At 65.1% G+C, this 16,365-nt stretch carries 12 protein-coding genes; 10 read left to right on the plus strand and 2 right to left on the minus strand.

What is annotated here, in order from left to right:
- The first annotated feature begins 100 nt into the window (after positions 1-100).
- From VGN66_RS05500 to VGN66_RS05545, 10 genes are all read left to right on the plus strand, one after another.
- On the plus strand, positions 101-925 hold the full coding sequence (locus VGN66_RS05500; protein ID WP_327517853.1) for a DeoR/GlpR family DNA-binding transcription regulator: 825 nt from the start codon (positions 101-103) through the stop codon (positions 923-925).
- Positions 926-954: 29 nt separating this feature from the next.
- Positions 955-1,935 carry a sugar phosphate isomerase/epimerase family protein gene (locus VGN66_RS05505; RefSeq protein ID WP_327517854.1) on the plus strand — a complete coding sequence of 327 codons (981 nt, stop codon included), beginning with the start codon at positions 955-957 and terminating at the stop codon, positions 1,933-1,935.
- A gap of 2 nt (positions 1,936-1,937) precedes the next feature.
- Positions 1,938-3,077, plus strand: coding sequence for an FMN-dependent L-lactate dehydrogenase LldD (gene lldD / locus VGN66_RS05510; protein ID WP_327517855.1), 1,140 nt, complete (start codon positions 1,938-1,940; stop codon positions 3,075-3,077).
- Positions 3,074-3,838, plus strand: coding sequence for an SDR family NAD(P)-dependent oxidoreductase (locus VGN66_RS05515; protein WP_327517856.1), 765 nt, complete (start codon positions 3,074-3,076; stop codon positions 3,836-3,838). The genes lldD and VGN66_RS05515 overlap by 4 nt, the downstream gene beginning before the upstream one ends.
- 66 nt (positions 3,839-3,904) lie before the next feature.
- Entirely contained in the window at positions 3,905-5,287 is a 1,383-nt protein-coding gene (locus VGN66_RS05520) for a glycoside hydrolase family 140 protein (RefSeq protein WP_327517857.1), read from the plus strand.
- Complete coding sequence (rhmD, locus tag VGN66_RS05525; protein ID WP_327517858.1) at positions 5,284-6,492, plus strand: L-rhamnonate dehydratase; 1,209 nt, start codon at positions 5,284-5,286, stop codon at positions 6,490-6,492. Before VGN66_RS05520 ends, rhmD begins: the two co-directional genes overlap by 4 nt.
- Before the next feature lie 23 nt (positions 6,493-6,515).
- Entirely contained in the window at positions 6,516-7,373 is an 858-nt protein-coding gene (locus VGN66_RS05530) for a fumarylacetoacetate hydrolase family protein (RefSeq protein WP_327517859.1), read from the plus strand.
- Entirely contained in the window at positions 7,370-8,122 is a 753-nt protein-coding gene (locus VGN66_RS05535) for an SDR family NAD(P)-dependent oxidoreductase (protein ID WP_327518563.1), read from the plus strand. Before VGN66_RS05530 ends, VGN66_RS05535 begins: the two co-directional genes overlap by 4 nt.
- Position 8,123: 1 nt before the next feature.
- A complete protein-coding gene (locus VGN66_RS05540; RefSeq protein WP_327517860.1) occupies positions 8,124-9,035 on the plus strand; it encodes an amidohydrolase family protein in 912 nt (303 codons plus the stop codon).
- Entirely contained in the window at positions 8,998-12,165 is a 3,168-nt protein-coding gene (locus tag VGN66_RS05545) for an alpha-L-rhamnosidase (RefSeq protein ID WP_327517861.1), read from the plus strand. Before VGN66_RS05540 ends, VGN66_RS05545 begins: the two co-directional genes overlap by 38 nt.
- Positions 12,166-12,269: 104 nt before the next feature.
- Here VGN66_RS05545 and VGN66_RS05550 read toward each other — a convergent pair whose 3' ends face one another.
- Positions 12,270-14,993 carry a TonB-dependent receptor gene (locus VGN66_RS05550; protein ID WP_327517862.1) on the minus strand — a complete coding sequence of 908 codons (2,724 nt, stop codon included), beginning with the start codon at positions 14,991-14,993 and terminating at the stop codon, positions 12,270-12,272.
- Positions 14,994-15,080: 87 nt separating this feature from the next.
- The gene (locus VGN66_RS05555) at positions 15,081-16,337 is read right to left on the minus strand and encodes an MFS transporter (RefSeq protein WP_327517863.1); all 1,257 of its coding nucleotides are present in this window, start codon (positions 16,335-16,337) and stop codon (positions 15,081-15,083) included.
- Positions 16,338-16,365 lie beyond the last annotated feature (28 nt).

The raw sequence follows: 16,365 nt of genomic DNA on the forward strand, positions 1-16,365 counted from the left end.
TTACGAATAGCGGCGTTCGGCGATAGCAATTGACATCAATCGAAAGTTGGCCCTACCACGCGTTCAATCCCGCCGGTCGATGCGGGTTTGCGGAGGGATGATGACAAAGGCCGCTCCGGCAGGATCAGCGCAGTCGATCGCAAGCGGCGGGTCGCGCGCCCGCGCGCTGGGCGAGACGCGTCGCGCGGGCATCCTAGCCTGGCTTCAGGAAGAGGGGAGTGCGCGGGTGCGCACGCTCGCCGAAGCGTTCGACGTGTCCGAAGTCACCGTCCGCCAGGATCTCGAGAAGCTGGAAGCCGACGGCTTTATTGTCCGCGAGCATGGCGGGGCGTTCCTGAAATCGGTGACGCAACAGGTGCGCGCGATGGCGCTGCAGCATGCCGAGAATATGGACGCCAAGCGCGCGATCGGGCGCGCCGCGGCGGCGCTGGTTGGCGATGGCGAGACGATCATCCTCGATTCGGGATCGACCACGACCGAGGTTGCGGCGCAGCTGCCCGGGCGGCGCGACATGACGGTGATCACCAATGCGCTCAACATCGCGCTGATGCTGGGCGCGGAGCCGGGGTTCGACGTCCATATGTCGGGCGGGCATTTCAAGGCGCCGACATTGTCGCTGTCGGGCGACCGCTCGGCGGATTATTTCCGTGGCCTGTTCGCGCAGACCTTGTTCCTGGCCACCGCCGCCGTCGATCTGCGTGCGGGGCTGACCTATCCGGCGCTGTCGGACATTCCGGTCAAGCGGGCGATGATCGAGGCGGCGGAGCGCGTCGTGCTGGTCGCGGATACAAGCAAGATCGGTCGGCGCTCCTTCACCGCGCTCGGCGGAATCGAACTGGTCGATGTCCTGGTCACCGATGCCGGAATTGCGGCGGCGGACCGGATCGCGATCGAACAAGCGGGCGTCGAGGTGATGGTCGCCTGAACCCCTATTTCCAGAACGAGGATCGAACCGTGGGACAGCAGAAATACGGCGCCGGCATCTGGCACTTCGCGACCTATGTCGATCGCTATGCGACCGACGGCTATGGCCCGGCGCGCACGCTGATCGAGATGATCGATCTGGCGGGGCAGGTCGATGACCTGTCGGTCGTGGACATCAACTATCCCTTCGCCGATCCCGACCTGTCGCTGGACGCCGTTGAGGCGGCGCTCACGCGCAACAAGCTGTCGGTCATCGGCATCACGCCGGAAATCTACACGCGGCAGTTCGCCAAGGGTGCCTTCACCAATCCCGATCCGGGCATTCGCCGCCTCGCCAATGAAATGTGCAACGACGCGGCGAATGTCGTGCGGCGCTTCGGGGCCAATTATGTGAAGCTGTGGCCGGGGCAGGATGGCTGGGATTATCCGTTCCAGGTCGACCACCGCAAATTGTGGCAGATGAGCATCGACGGGGTGGCGGAGCTGGCCGGGCAGAATCCCGACCTGAATTTCGTGATCGAATACAAGCCGCGCGAGCCGCGCGTGCATATGAGCTATGACAGCGTCGCGCGGACGCTGCTCGGCATCGAGAAGATGGGCGTGCCCAATGTCGGCATCCTGCTCGACTTCGGCCATTCGCTCTATGGCGGGGAAAGCCCGGCGGATGCGGCGCAGCTCGCGATCGACCATGGCCGCTTGTTCGGGATGGACGTGAACGACAATCTGCGCAGCTGGGACGATGATCTGATCGCCGGATCGGTGCACCCGATCGAGCTGTTCGAGTTCTTCTACACGCTGCGCAAGAACAAGTGGGAGGGCGTGTGGCAGCTCGACCAGTTCCCGTTCCGTGAGGACAGCGTCGCTGCGGCGAATTCCGCGATCGGGTTCCTCAAGGCGGTCGAGCGCGCGCTCGACAAGCTGGATTTCGAGGCGATGCAGGCGGCGCAGGATCGGCAGGACGCGGTGACCGCGCTCAACCTCGCCCGCGCGGCATTGTTTTCGAGCTACTGAGCGTGATCATCTCCTCTGCCAATGATTTCCGCGAGGCGGCGCGGCGGCGCGTGCCGCGCTTTCTGTTCGACTATGCCGATGGCGGGGCGAATGCGGAGGAGACGCTACGCCGCAACGTCAGCGATCTGGCGGGCGTCGCGCTGCGCCAGCGGGTGCTGAAGGACGTTGCGAGCATCGACCTGAAGACGACGCTGTTCGGGCAAGAGGTTGCCCTGCCGGTCGCGCTCGGGCCGGTCGGGATCAGCGGCATGTATGCCCGACGGGGCGAGGTGCAGGCGGCGCGCGCGGCGGCGGCGGCGGGGATTCCGACCTGCCTGTCCACCGTGTCGATCTGTTCGATCGAGGAAGTGGCGCGGGTCGCCGACCCGTTCTGGTTTCAGCTTTATGTCATCCGCGACCGTGCGTTCATGCGCGACCTGATCGCGCGGGCGAAGGCAGCGGGCGCGCGGGCGCTGGTATTTACGGTCGATATGCCGGTGCCGGGATCGCGCTATCGCGATGCCCATGCCGGCATGTCCGGGCCCTATGCCCCGCTGCGCCGGGTGATACAGGCGATCGGACGGCCGCGCTGGTCGTGGGACGTGGGGCTGAGGGGGCGGCCGCACATGCTCGGCAATCTGCTCCCGGTGCTGGGCAAGGACAGCGGGCTCAACGATTATATGGGCTGGCTGGGGCGCAATTTCGATCCGTCGATCCAGTGGAAGGATCTCGACTGGATCCGCGAGGTCTGGGACGGGCCGCTGATCATCAAGGGCATTCTCGACCCCGATGACGCGCGCGCGGCGGCGGCGATCGGCGCGGACGGCATTGTTGTGTCCAATCATGGCGGGCGACAGCTCGACGGCGTGCTGTCGAGCGCGCGCGCGCTGCCGACGATTGCAGAGGCTGTGGGCGACCGGCTGACCGTGCTGGCCGATGGCGGGGTGCGCAGCGGGCTCGATGTGGTGCGGATGCTGGCACTGGGCGCGCATGGCGTGCTGCTGGGCCGGGCGTGGGTCTATGCGCTGGCGGCGCAGGGTGAGGCGGGGGTGGCCAAGCTGCTCGAGCTGATCGCCAAGGAAATGACGGTCGCGATGACGCTGACCGGGGTCAACCGGATCGCGGCGATTGACCGCTCGATTTTGGCGGAGGATTTGAAGTGAGGCTGCTCGAGGGGAAAGTCGTGCTCGTCACCGGCGGGTCGACCGGGATCGGTCGCGCGGCGGCGATCGGTGCAGCGCGGCACGGCGCTGACGTCGCGATCAACTATGCGTCGAGCGACGACAAGGCGGCATCCTGTGTGGCCGAGATCGAGGCGCTTGGACGGCGCGGGCTGGCGGTGAAGGGCGATGTGGCCGATCCTGCGACGGCGGGCGACTTTGTCGGCAAGGCAGTTGCGGCATTCGGGCGGGTGGACGTGCTGGTCTCCAATGCCGGTATCTGTCCGTTCCACGCGTTCCTCGACATGCCGGTCGAAACGGTGGATCGCACCTTCCGCGTCAATCTGCACGGCGCCTATTACATGGTGCAGGCGGCGGCGAACCAGATGGTGAAGCAGGGCGAGGGGGGCGCGATCGTCGCCGTGTCCTCCATCTCGGCGCTGGTCGGTGGCGAGTTTCAGACGCACTACACGCCGACCAAGGCGGGGGTGCATTCGCTGATGCAGTCCGCCGCGATTGCGCTCGGCAAACATGGCATTCGCTGCAATTCGGTGCTGCCCGGCACGATCCTGACCGAGATCAACCGGGACGACCTCGCCGATCAGGACAAGCGCGACCGCATGACCGCGCGCATTCCGCTTGGGCGGCTGGGCGAGGCGGAGGATTTGGCGGGGCCCATCATCTTCCTCGCCTCGGACATGGCGAACTATGTGACGGGTGCGGCCCTGCTGGTCGATGGCGGGGCGTTCGTGAACCTCCAGTAATTCATAATATGTATGTTGACCTCATCGGGGTGTAGCCGATAGAGCCGGTGCGAAAGGTGGAGTGGGATGACCGGCATGGTGCGCAGCTTGATCCTGACGTTCGCGCTCCTCATGGCATTGCCGGTCGGGGCGCAGGGCGCACCGCCGCCGCTGCGCGTATCCGATAACCACCGCTATTTGCTCGCAGGCGACAAGCCCTTCTTCTGGCTCGGCGATACCGGCTGGCTATTGCTCAGCCGCCTCGATCGCGATGAGACCGAACGCTATCTCGCGACCCGGCGCGCGCAGGGGTTCAACGTCATCCAGGTGATGGTGCTGCACACCGCGCAGATGAAGAGCCGCACCGATGCGCCCGCGTTGATCGACGGCGATCCGGCGCGCCCGCGCACGACGCCGGGGGCGGACCCGACAAAGCCCGGCGAGTATGATTTCTGGGACCATCTCGACTGGGTTGCCGATCGCGCGGCGGCGCATGGCATGTATCTGGCGCTGGTCCCCGCATGGGGCGATCTGGCGATGCAGAAACAGCTGACCGCCGCCAATGCTCCGACCTATGGTCGCTTCCTTGCGCAGCGCTATGGCAAGCGGTCAAACATCATCTGGCTAAATGGCGGCGACACGCGGTCTGAACAGAATAGCGCCGCATGGGACGCGCTCGGCACGACGATCAAATCGATCGCGCCGCGCCAGTTGATGACCTTTCACCCGATCGGCCGCACCGCGTCGTCGTGGCAATGGCATCAGGCGCCGTGGCTGGACTTTAACATGTTCCAGTCGGGGCACCGCGCCTATCGCCAGGAGGGGCCGAACGCGATCGGCGAAGATAATTGGCGTTATGTCGAGCAGGACCTTGCGCGCACCCCGCCCAAGCCGACGATCGACGCGGAGCCAAGCTACGAGAATATCCCGCACGGGCTGCACGAGCCGGATCAACCGCGCTGGGGTGCGGACGATGCGCGGCGTTATGGCTGGTGGGCGGTGATGGCGGGAGCGTTCGGCCATACCTATGGCGAGAACCACGTCATGCAGTTCTTCGCTGCGGGGTCGAAGGACGCGAATTTCGAGCCGAACCAGCATTGGGAACAGGCGCTGACTGCGCAGGGCGCGACGCAGATGCGGCACCTGCGCGCCCTGATCGAATCGCGCCCGATGCTGGACCGCGTGCCGGATCAGGCGATGATCGCCGACAATGGCACCCGCTATGACCGCGTCGCCGTAAGTCGTGGCGCCAACTTCGCCTTTGCCTATAGCTATACCGGTGCGCCGTTCACGATGCGGCTCGGCGTGATTGCCGGGCGATCGGTCAAGGCCAGCTGGTTTTCCCCGCGCGACGGCAGCACCACGCCCGCTGGGACCTTCGCAAATCGCGGCGAGCATCGCTTCGATCCGCCCGGCGACACTAGGCCGGGCAATGACTGGGTTCTCGTTCTCGACGGAATTGCGAAATGACCGCTGCCAGCTTTACCGGCCTGTCCAAGATCAAGCATGTCCGCGCCTACACCGTGCGCGGGGGCGGGGCGGATTATCACGATCAGGGCGCGGGCCACTGGATCGACGATCACATCGCGACGCCGATGGCGCGCTATCCAGAATATCGCCAGTCGCGGCAGAGCTTCGGCATCAATGTGCTCGGCACGTTGGTGGTCGAGCTGGAGGCCGAGGACGGCACGGTCGGGTTCGCGGTGACCACCGGTGGCGAGCCGGCGGCGTTCATCGTCGAGAAGCACCTCAGCCGCTTCCTGATCGGCCGCAGCCCTGCGGACTATGAGAAAATCTGGGACCAGATGTATTTCTCGACCCAATATTATGGGCGCAAGGGGCTGGTGGTGAACGCCATTTCGGGCGTCGATCTCGCCATCTGGGATTTGCTCGGCAAGCTGCGGGGCGAGCCGGTCTATCACATGCTCGGCGGCGCGGTGCGCGATGAGTTGCAATTCTATGCCACCGGCGCGCGGCCCGATGTCGCCAAGGAACTGGGGTTCATCGGCGGGAAGCTGCCGCTCCACCACGGCCCGGCCGAGGGGTTGGAGGGGCTGGAGAAGAACATCGCCGCGCTCGCCGACATGCGCAGCAAATGCGGCGATGATTTCTGGCTGATGCTCGATTGCTGGATGAGCCTCGACCTCGATTATGCGACGCGGCTGGCGCAACGCGCGTGGGACGAATGCGGCCTGAAATGGATCGAGGAGGCGCTGAGCCCCGACGATTATTGGGGCTATGCAGCGCTCAAGAAGAATGCCCCGCGCGGGCTGCTGGTCACCACTGGCGAGCATGAGGCGACCCGCTGGGGCTTCCGCATGCTGATGGACATGGAGTGTTGCGACATCATCCAGCCCGATGTCGGCTGGTGCGGCGGGGTGACCGAGCTCATCAAGATCGCCAACTATGCCGACAGCCGCGGCGTGATGATGGTTCCGCACGGGTCGAGCGTGTACAGCTACCACTTCGTCATCACGCGCCACAACTCGCCCTTTGCCGAGTTCCTGATGATGCATCCCGGACCGACCGAGGTGGTGCCGATGTTCGCGCCGCAGCTGCTCGGCGAACCGGTTCCGGTGAATGGCAAGATCCGCGCGAGCGAACTCGACAAGCCGGGATTCGGTGTTGAGCTGAACCGCGAGATTGCGCTGCACCGCCCCTGTCCGAACACCTGACATTCTAGACTGAAGGAAGACCCATGAAGCTCTGTCGCTATGGTGCCCCGGGCGCCGAAAAGCCCGGCCTGATCGACGCGGACGGCCGCATCCGCGACCTGTCGGCGCAGGTCTCGGACATTGCCGGCGACGCGATCGGGACGGAGGGGCTGGCCCGGCTCGCCGCGATTGATCCCGCCAGCCTGCCGCTGGCCGAAGGGGAGGTCCGTTACGGCCCGTGTGTCGGTGGCACGCGCCAGTTTGTCGCGATTGGCCTCAACTACGTCGACCACGCGCATGAATCGAACCTGCCGATCCCTGAGGAGCCGGTGGTGTTCAACAAATGGGTCAGCTGCATTCAGGGGCCGAATGATCCGGTCACGATCCCCAAGGACAGCAAGAAGACCGACTGGGAAGTCGAGTTGGGGATCGTGATCGGAACCGCCGCGAACAATGTCGCGGAGGACGACGCGCTCGACCATGTCGCCGGCTATTGCGTGGTCAACGACGTGTCGGAACGCCACTGGCAGACCGAACGCGGCATGACCTGGGACAAGGGCAAGGGCTTTCCGACCTTTGGCCCGATTGGCCCGTGGCTGGTGACCAGGGACGAGGTCGGCGACGTCCAGAACCTTGGCATGTGGCTGTCGGTCAATGGCAAGCGCGTGCAGGACGGCAATACGAAGACGATGATCTTCACCGTCGCGCAGATCGTGTCCTATCTCTCGCAGATCATGACGCTGTTGCCGGGTGATGTAATCACCACCGGCACGCCGCCGGGCGTTGGCCTGGGGCAGAAGCCGGAGCCTTGGTATCTGAAGGCAGGCGACGTGGTCGAGCTGGGCATCGAGAAGCTGGGCGAGCAGCGCCAGGATTTCGTCGCATGGGCGCCGGCCAAGTGAGCGTGTTCGCCGGGCGCTATGCCGGGCGCAGCGCGATCGTCACCGGCGGCGCGTCGGGGCTGGGCAAGGCGGTCGCTGCGCGCATCGTTGCCGAGGGCGGGCGGGTCGCCTTGTGGGATCTGAACGCCGGCGCGCTGGCCGCTGCGAAGGATGCGGTTGGGGCGAGTGATGTGCAGGCGCTGGACGTGTCCGATCAGGTGGCGGTCGAGGCGGCGGCGCAGGCCAGTGCGGCCGCGCTGGGCGGCACGGTCGATGTCCTGATCTGCTCGGCGGGGGTCACTGGCGCGACCGTTCCGGTGCACGAGTTTCCGGTCGATAGCTGGCTGCGCGTGTTCGACATCAACGTTCATGGGTTGTTCTACTGCAACCGCGCGATCGTGCCGCAGATGCTGGCGCAGGGCTATGGCCGGATCGTCAATGTTGCATCGGTCGCGGGCAAGGAAGGCAATCCCAACGCCAGCGCCTATTCGGCGTCGAAGGCGGCGGTGATCGGCTTTACCAAGTCGCTCGGCAAGGAACTGGCGGGCAAGGGCGTCATCGCCAATGCGATCACTCCGGCGACGTTCGAAAGCCCGATCCTCGCCCAGCTGCCGCAGAGCCAGGTCGATTATATGCGCTCCAAAATCCCGATGGGGCGGTTGGGCGAGATCGATGAGAGTGCGGCGATGATCTGCTTCATGGCGAGCGAGGAGTGCAGCTTCACCACGGCGTCGACCTTCGATACCTCGGGCGGACGGACGACCTTCTGACATGACCGCGCGTCCGCCCCTGGTCGATCCGCACGTCCATCTGTGGGACTTGCAGCAACTCCGCTATCCGTGGCTGACCGGGCCGTTCGACAGCGACAATCCCAATGGCAGCGTCGAGCCGATCGCGGTAGACTATCCGCTCGACGCCTATCTCGCCGATGCGGGACGCTGGGACGTGCGCGGCATCGTGCATATCGATGCGGGGGCGGATCCGGCGGATGCGCTGAAGGAGACGCAGTGGCTTCAGGCGATGGCGGACGCGCGCGGCATGCCGAACGGCATCGTTGCGTTCGCGGCGTTGGATAATCCGGAGGTCGAGACTTTGCTGGCCGCGCATGTGACCCACGCCAATGTCCGCGGCATCCGCCACATCATCAACTGGCACCCCGATCCGGCGCGGAGCTATTCCCCCGCGGATGTCACGACGACCAGCGCGTGGATGCGTGGCTTTGGCCTGCTGAAGAAGTTCGGGCTGAGCTTCGATCTTCAGGCCTATCCGGGCCAGTTCGCGCATCTCGCCGCGCTGATCGCGAAGCACCCCGATACGCAGGTGATCCTGAATCACACCGGCATGGCGCTGCCCGGCGACGCGGACGGGTGGGGCGTGTGGCGGCGCGGGATGGCGGCATTCGCGGCGCTGCCCAATGTCGCGGTCAAGATTTCGGGCATGGGCTTCACCTGGCGGCCATGGCATGCGGAACAGGCGCGGCCCTATGTGCTGGAGACGATCGCGCTGTTCGGGACCGACCGCGCGATGTTCGCCAGCAATTTCCCGACCGACAAACTGTTCGGCAGCTTCGACCGGCATTTCGACGCTTATGACGCGATCACCGCCGATTTCAGCGCCGACGAGCGGGCGGCGCTGTTCGGGGGCAATGCCAACCGCATCTATCGCCTTGGCATCGACCTCTGATCCGATGCGCGTTGTCGATCTGCGCGCGGAATACACGACCGATCTGATCGGAACGCAGGTCCGGCACCCGCGCCTGTCCTGGCGGATCGAGGGGGCAGGGGCGCAGCACAGCTATCGCATCCGCGCGGCGGAGCATGCGGCGGCGCTGGATGCCGGAGAGCTGATCTGGGACAGCGGGACGGTCGTTGGCGCGGCGAGTTTTGACATCCCCTATGGTGGCCCGCCGCTGGCGTCGATGCAGCGCATCTGGTGGACGGTCGCGGTTACCGGCGATGCGGGTTCGGCGCGGTCGGAACCTGCCTCGATTGAAGCCGGATTGATGTCTCCCGATGACTGGCGCGGCGAGTGGATCGAGGCGGAGGACGCGCTCGCCGCTGCCGACCGTGCCGCTGGCGTCAGCTGGGTGTGGGGCGACACCTCGCTCGACGCGCGGCTGCATGGCTTCCGGCTCGATTTCGACGCGCCGGACGATCTGGTTGCGGCGGACATACTGATCGCGGGCAAGGATCATCTGCGCGGCGTGTGGGTCAACGGCGTCAAATCGCCGCTCGACTGGCATTTCGACTGGGACACCCATCTGCCCTTCTGGGGGACGCTCGGCCGTTACGAAGGTGAGGTTCGGCCTGGCCGCAACAGTATTTGCGCGCTGGTCGAGGCGGATACGCAGGGGTTCTTTCCGGTCGATGGCGGCGCCTTCGCGGCGCTGATCCGGCTGCACCGCGCCGATGGCCGGATCGAGCGGATCGTCGGCAGCGCGTTTCGTGTGATGCCCGATCCGCCGGCGGACTGGACCGATCCGGTATTCGATGCCGGAAGATGGAGCGCAGTGGTGCCGAGCACCAGCTGGGCGCAGGGCGATCCGCGCCCTGCCGAACCGGCGATGCTGCTGCGCACGGGGTTCGACGTGGCGAAGCCGGTGAGCGCCGCGCGGCTCTATGCCACGGCGCTCGGGGCCTATGATGCCCACTTGAATGGCGCGCGCGTGTCCGACGCGATCCTTGCGCCGGAGATGAGCGTGGCTCGGAGCCATGTTCTGTATCAGACCTATGACGTTACCGACCGGATCGTGCCCGGTGCGAATGTGCTCGGCGCGCTGATCGGCGATGGCTGGTATGCTTCGCCCTTTGGCTGGCGGATCGAGCGCTATGGCTTCGGTCCCGCACCGCGCCGGTTCCGGGCGATGTTGCGGATCGACTATGCCGACGGGACGCGCGACTGGGTGACGACCGGGCCGGACTGGCGGACTGCGCCTTCGCCGGTGCTGAAGTCCGAAATCTATGATGGCGAGACGTTCGACGCGCGGCTGATGCAGCCGGGGTGGGACGCGCCGGGGTTCGACGATCGCCATTGGGCCATGGCGCGGGTCGGGGAGGCACCGGAGTGCGCGCTGATCGCGCAGACATCGCCGCCGCTGCGCCGCACCGGCACGCGCCGCGCGGTGACGGTCAGCGAGCCGCTGCTGGGCCGATATGTGTTTGACTTCGGCCAGAACTTCTCCGGCTGGGTCCGCATCCGCGCCACCGGTCCGGCGGGCACGACGATCACCGCCAAATTTGCCGAGCTGCTCAACGCGGATGGCACGGCGGACCTTGCCAATCTGCGGCTGGCCCGCGCGACCGATCGGTTTACGCTGGCGGGGAGCGGTGCGACCGAGACGTTCGAGCCGCATTTTACCTATCACGGTTTTCGCTATGTCGAGGTGACCGGCTATCCCGGCGTGCCGACGGCGGACGATGTCGAGGGCGTCGTCGTGCACAGCGACTGCCGCGAGACCGGCGCGATGCGCTTCCGAGGTGCGCCGTTGCTGCAATCGATCTGGAACAACGCGCTGTGGAGTCAGCGCAGCAACTTCTTCAGCGTGCCGACCGACTGCCCGCAGCGTGACGAGCGGATGGGGTGGATGGGGGACATTCAGGTGTTCCTCGACGCCGCTGCCTTCAACATGGAGGTCGATCCGTTCATCCGCCGCTTCCTGCTCGAGGCACGCGCGGCGCAGCGGCCAGACGGCGGCTATCCGATCGTCGTGCCCCAGCCACTGTCCTATCCCGACGTCGTCACCGCCGGGTGGAGCGAAGCCGGGATCATCCTGCCGTGGCAGCTGTGGCAGCGCTATGGCGACACCGCCGTGATCGACGAGAATTGGGATGCGATGCAGGCGTGGATGGCGTTCGTCGCGCGGTCCAATCCCGATAATGTCTGGCGCAACGATCGCGGGCTCGATCTGGGCGACTGGCTGTCGGTCGATGCGATCAAGCCGGACGACGAGACGACGCCGCGCATCTTGTGCGCGACCGCCTGTTGGGCGTGGTGCGCTGACCTGATGGCGCAGATGGCGGCGGCGAGCGGGCGCATGGTCGATGCCGAACTCTATCACTGTCTGCGTGCGGCGATCGGGGCTGCCTATGCCGACGCGTTCGTCGGGCGCGAGGGTGTGTGCGGCAATGGCAGTCAGACCAGTCAGGTCCTGTCGCTCGCCTTTGATCTGGTGCCGCCCCGCCTGCGCGCGAAAGCTGCTGCCGTGCTCGCCGCCGATATCCGGGCGCGCGGGATGAAGCTGTCGACCGGCTTTCTCGGGACGCCCTATCTGCTTGACGTGCTCGCTGATGCCGGGCTTATGGATGAGGTATCGGGCCTGTTGCTCCAGACCGGCTATCCCAGCTGGGGCTATATGCCGCTACAGGGCGGGACCACGGTGTGGGAACGCTGGAACGGCGATACCGGCGACCTGTCGATGAACAGCTATAATCACTATGCGTTCGGCGCGGTGGTCGGCTTTTTCTATCGGCGGCTTGGCGGAATCGCGCCCGCAGCGCCGGGGTTTCGCCGCATCGCGGTTCGGCCCTTGTGGCTGCCACAGGTCGGTCGGGTGGAAACCCGCTACGACTCGCTCGTCGGCACCATTGCGACTTCGACCGATGGCGATGCCGGCGGCCTAGCCCGACTGGACCTGACGGTGCCACCCAATGCGGTGGCCGATGTCGAGCTGCCGGGGGGCGAGTGGCGGGACGGTGGCATCGCGCTGGCGCAGCACCCGGCCGTTGTGGGTATGCAGGTCGAGGCCGATCGTGTTCGCTTTGCCGTAGCGACCGGCGACTATCGCTTCGTGCGTTCGGGTTCCGCGACCGCCTGACATCGCCGGCCACCGCGCCACCGCGCATCTGACCTGTCAAAAAAGAAGCCCCGGCGCGGTTGATACCGTGCCGGGGCAGGAAGACGCATCCGAGGGGGAGGGCGTCAGAAGCGAACGCGGACGCCTGCCGAAACGCGGCGACCGGTCATGCGATATTCCTTCGTGCGATCTTCGCTCACCGAATAGATGAACTCCTTGGCATTGTTCACGTTGATCGCGTCGGCGAAGACCGTGAAGTTGCTGCTGACATCATAGGAGAGGCTGACGTCGAGCTGGCCATAGGCGTCAAAATATTCCGGCTCGCCGTTACGCCCCGACGCGACCTGAAGGAAATTATCGCGATAGGTGTAGGCGACGCGGGCGGTGATGCCGTATTTCTCGTAGAAGCCAACCAGACTGTACGAGTTCTTCGACAGCCCTTCGAGGCCGAACGACACGTTCGCGACCGCGTTGCGATACTCCGCGTTCGAGTCGGTGTAGTTGTAGCTCGCCTGGACGCCGAAGCCGCCCAACGCGCCCGGCAACCAGTTTTCGAACGACTGGCGATAGCCGATCTCGAAGCCCTTGACCGTGGCACCCTCACCATTGTCGGGCACGGTGACCTGGAAGGTCACCTGGTCGACCAGCTGCGGGGTGGTGGTCAGCGTTACGAAGGATTCGATGTCCTTGTAAAACGCCGCCGCCGAGAGCAGCGCGCCGGGGGCGAAATACCATTCGGCGCCGGCCTCGACCTGCTTGGCGCGGAACGGCTGCAGATCGGGGTTGCCGCGACGGATCGTCTCGTTACCCGGATTGGTCTGGATCGTCTGGCGCGGCGACAGGTCGGACAGGGTCGGGCGCGTCATCACCTTTGACGCGGCAAAGCGGACCAGCAGGTCGTCGGTCAGATTTAGGCGTGCGTTGATCGAGGGCAGCCAGTCGCGATATTTGCCACGGAAGCTGACCGGGACCACCGGGGATACGGTGATGATGTTCTGCCCCTGGCCGTTCGGGACGGCGCTGGTCACCGTCCGTGATGCGCCGGAGGAGGTATAGTCGGTATCCTCGTAGCGCAGGCCGATATTGACCGCGAGCGGCATGGAGCCGAGGTCGGTCTTGAGTTCGGCCATCAGATAGCCGCCCCAGACCTTCTCGTTCACCTGCGACGAGCCGGTGGCGGAGGGAACTGCGGGGTTGAAGGCGCGGCCATCGGCGGTCGCGAACTGATCGACCTGAAGCACCAGCGCGCGCGGGTCGTAAATCACCCAGTCGGTCAGGATGTCAGCGCCGTTATTGCCACCAAAGAAATTGCGGTTGGTCGGCGAGAACAGCGCCTGCGGCAGGACGCGGTCCGACCCGCAATAGGCGCATTGCTCGCCGAACGGCATTTCATCGGCGGTGATCGTCTTGATCCGGCTCTGCTTGAATGCGCCGGCATAGAAGGTCAGCGCGCCGCCATTCGGATTCCAGTCGATGTCCGCCTTATATTCCTCGATCTCGTCATCGATGTTCGAACCGCCGCCCCAGATGTAATAGTGCGCGGTGATACCCTGGGGGTTCGTCGCGGCGTTGGCGTAGTTCGGGCTGGTGAAGCCATAATCGTAGATCGGGCTGCCGCTGCGGCGATCGAACCAATGATCGATATTCTTGCGGCGGATGGTGGTGAACAGGTTGTTCTCCTTGCCGCGACGACGTGCGTCTGAGAGCGAACCGTCGAGCCGGACGCGCAGATCGTCGGTCGGCTGCCAATCGATGTTGATGCCGAACTGGTCGGTGGTGACGTTGCGATCGTCATACTGGATGATCTGATCGACAAAGCCGCCCTGATAGCGCTGATACACCGCCTCGCCATTCGCGACGACCTGTTCGACTAGCGTGCCGCCCGAGAAATCATAGGCGAGGCCGGTCTGCTGCTCGATGAACCGTGCCTTGGAGTAGAGCGTGTCGACCGTCACGGTCAGCGTGTCGCTGGGACGCATCTGGACCGAGCCGTTAACCGCCCAGCGAGTCAGGTCGCGCTCAAAGAAGAATGGCGAGAGGTTCGACGGCATCGAGACGCGCGAGAAAGGGGCGACGTTCGGTCCGATGCGCGCGCCCGGGACGCCGCCTGCGGTGTAGTAGGAATCGGTGCTCGACCGGCGGACATGCCCCGCGCCGATCGTGAACTCATCGATGCGGTTTTCCTGTTCGGAATAGACGCCCGACAGCGCAATGCCGAACGTACCCGACTGGTTCTTCCAGCTCGCGACGCCCGAGAATTCCGGGTTCCAGCTATCGGCGTTCTCCGACCACATGCCGGTGGCGGCGGCGGCGACCTTGAAGCCTTCCTTCTGGTCGAGCGGGCGCAGCGTGCGCACGTCGATGGTCGCGCCGATCGACGCGCCGTTGATGTTCGCCTGTGGCGATTTGTACACGTCCGCGCCCGAGATGATCTCGGACGGGATCACGTCGAACGAGAATTCACGGCCATTATTGTCGGTTGCCAGCGTGCGGCCGTTGACGGTGACCGCGTTGAACTTGGGGCCAAAGCCGCGAACGGTGACGTAACGGCCCTCGCCACGGTTGCGCTCGATCGTGACGCCGGTGATGCGTTGCAGTGACTCGGCGACGTTCTGGTCGGGGAGCTTGCCCAAATCCTCGGCCACGATCGAATCGACGACGCCGACGGCGTTGCGCTTGATGTCGATCGCGGCGCGCTCGGCGGCGCGGATGCCCGTGACGACGATCTCATCCTCTTCGGCCGCAGGCGTTGCTGCGTCCTGGGCGAAGGCGGGCTGGGTAAGCGCGACCGCGCCTCCGGCAGCGGACAGCAGCAAGACCCGTCGAACATTGGTGATGCGGTTATTCATCATTCCCCTCCTGGCTTTTTGTTTGACGGTTTCATGCCGCAGAGAAATGCGTATGTCAAATTATCATAATATGTATGATGATATTGATCAGCGGACCGACTTGATCGGGAATATGCACAGCGCCGACCCGAAAACGAACACGACGGCGGCCCAGAAAATCACGCGATAATCATTGCCGAATGCGCTGAGCAGGATCGCGGCCATTACCGGGCTGATGATCTGGGGGATGTTCACCGCAGTGGTCAGGATGCCGAGATCCTTGCCCTCGTCGCCCAGCGCGCTCTTGGGCAGCACCTGCGTCATCAGCGCCATGTCGATCGACATGAACATGCCGTACCCGACCCCGATGATCGCGGCATAGACCCACATCCCCTGCATCGTCGGGGCGACGAGCGGTGCGACCATCGCGCAGCCCATGATCAGGCTGCCCAGGATCACGAACGGCTTGCGACGCTGATAGCGATCCGACAGCCAGCCCGAGCCGAGCGAGGACAGGACAAGGAATACGAGCGTGATGATCGCCATATTGGCAATCGCGATGTTCGACTCCGCATTGCCGAGGCCAATATAGTCGCGCAGGATGTAGAGCAGATACGCGGCGACCGCCTGATAGCCCATATAGATGAAGAAGCGGCTGGCGAACGCCCAGGCGAAATCGGGATGTTCGCGCGGCGAGATCCAGAAGCCCTTGAGAAACTCGCCCCAGCGTATCGGGCGGCGCGGCATCGCATCGCTTGGCGGTTCGCGGTTGATTGCGACGAACGCGATGCACGATGCGGCGATGGCTCCGGCGAACAGGCCATAAGCGAGCACGCGCTCTCCGGCGAGATAACCGGCGACGACGGTGCCGGCGGTCAGCCCCGCGGTCATGCCCGCGCCGACGATTCCGGACACTCCGCCGCGCGTTTCCGGCGCAAAGCGATCGGCGATCAGCGTCGTCATCGCCGGTTGCATCGAATTATAGGCGATAGCGGCCATCACCCACAGCACCATCAGCGACCAGAAGCTGGTCATCCACGACACGCCGAACAGCGCCAGCGATCCGATCAGCGACGCGATGGCGATCCACGGCGAGCGGCGGCCCCAGCGGCTGCGCGTGCGATCCGACAACGCACCGGCGATCGGGGTGGTGAGGGTCGAGAAGACCGAAGTGATCGCGAACAGCAAAGCGAGGTTGTTCGCCTTCGACCCCTCGTCCAGCTCGGCGATCTGGTTGGGCAGCAGCACGCCGAGTACGCCGCTGTACAGCGCCATCAGCAGGAAGAAATTGACCATCAGCGACAGCTGGAGCTTCGTCCGCTGCGGGCCGAGTACATAGGGCTGCGTCGGTGCCGCGGTGGCCATCAGTCTCTCCGGTGCTTATGCTTTTCGT

Source organism: Sphingomonas sp., assembly GCF_035998645.1.
Lineage (GTDB): Bacteria > Pseudomonadota > Alphaproteobacteria > Sphingomonadales > Sphingomonadaceae > Sphingomonas.

Bases quoted from the DNA above. Each gene is read 5' to 3' on its own strand.
- VGN66_RS05545 (WP_327517861.1), top strand. From the start codon at position 8,998: ATGCCAACCGCATCTATCGCCTTGGCATCGACCTCTGATCCGATGCGC.
- rhmD (WP_327517858.1), top strand. From the start codon at position 5,284: ATGACCGCTGCCAGCTTTACCGGCCTGTCCAAGATCAAGCATGTCCGC.
- VGN66_RS05500 (WP_327517853.1), top strand. From the start codon at position 101: ATGACAAAGGCCGCTCCGGCAGGATCAGCGCAGTCGATCGCAAGCGGC.
- VGN66_RS05520 (WP_327517857.1), top strand. From the start codon at position 3,905: ATGACCGGCATGGTGCGCAGCTTGATCCTGACGTTCGCGCTCCTCATG.
- VGN66_RS05540 (WP_327517860.1), top strand. From the start codon at position 8,124: ATGACCGCGCGTCCGCCCCTGGTCGATCCGCACGTCCATCTGTGGGAC.
- VGN66_RS05555 (WP_327517863.1), bottom strand. From the start codon at position 16,337: ATGGCCACCGCGGCACCGACGCAGCCCTATGTACTCGGCCCGCAGCGG.
- VGN66_RS05550 (WP_327517862.1), bottom strand. From the start codon at position 14,993: ATGAATAACCGCATCACCAATGTTCGACGGGTCTTGCTGCTGTCCGCT.
- VGN66_RS05530 (WP_327517859.1), top strand. From the start codon at position 6,516: ATGAAGCTCTGTCGCTATGGTGCCCCGGGCGCCGAAAAGCCCGGCCTG.